Genomic DNA, 698 nt, shown 5'->3' with positions numbered 1-698 from the left:
GTTCAGTCCTTCAGGCGGCCTTGTGCGCCATTGGTTTCAAGCAAGGTGACGAAGTCGGCAAGTTCGGTAATCGCCGCATCGATATCGTGTTTTTGCGACTGGAGCAGCGCCATGCGCTCCCGACACCGCGCGATGGTGGTTGCCTTCTGCACCTGGCGACCATCGCCAATGTCGTACAGGTCGATCATTTCGCGAATCTCGCCGAGACTGAAGCCAACGCGCTTGCCCCGCAAAATCCAGGCAAGCCGCGCGCGATCGCGCTGCGAGTAGATGCGCGAGGTGCCGCGCCGCTCAGGCGCGATCAGCCCCTCGTCCTCGTAAAAGCGCAACGCCCGTGCGGTTACGCCGAATTCGGCCGACAAATCGGAAATGGAAAAGTGATCGCGCGTCGGGTGGCGATCGATCACGGCATAGGCTGGACCGCTAGGCATGAGCGACAAATAGTTTACCCTTACGTGAACGTCAAGCTCAACCGCCGCCAGCGCAAAGCAACCGGCCCCGGCTATCGCGCAAGGTCGATGCCTCCGAGATCGACTCGCTGAGCCGTGCCACATCCAGTGCAGCGATCGACGCGCGATGGATGCAGACCTTTTGGCATCCATCGGGCACGCGCGGCGGAAAGACGATCCGGTCCCCCTCGAAACGGGCATCGAAGCTGCAGGCCGAATCGCCGCCTTCCCCGCCGCGATCCAAGGTGA

General features: G+C 62.0%; 2 protein-coding genes. Both read right to left on the bottom strand.

The genetic code is table 11. The features are described 5' to 3' along the window. Positions 1-2: 2 nt before the first annotated feature. The gene (locus AACY08_RS27755) at positions 3-407 is read right to left on the bottom strand and encodes a MerR family transcriptional regulator (protein WP_339472304.1); all 405 of its coding nucleotides are present in this window, start codon (positions 405-407) and stop codon (positions 3-5) included. 61 nt (positions 408-468) lie between these two features. Continuing rightward, a partial coding sequence (locus tag AACY08_RS27750) for a hypothetical protein (protein ID WP_339472303.1) occupies positions 469-698 on the bottom strand: 230 nt, incomplete at its 5' end.

This window comes from Pseudomonas sp. EL_65y_Pfl1_R83, from assembly GCF_963970695.1.
GTDB lineage: Bacteria > Pseudomonadota > Gammaproteobacteria > Pseudomonadales > Pseudomonadaceae > Aquipseudomonas > Aquipseudomonas tritici.
Note: the sequence above shows the minus strand (reverse complement) of the source record. Positions and strands in the feature narration are given on the sequence as shown.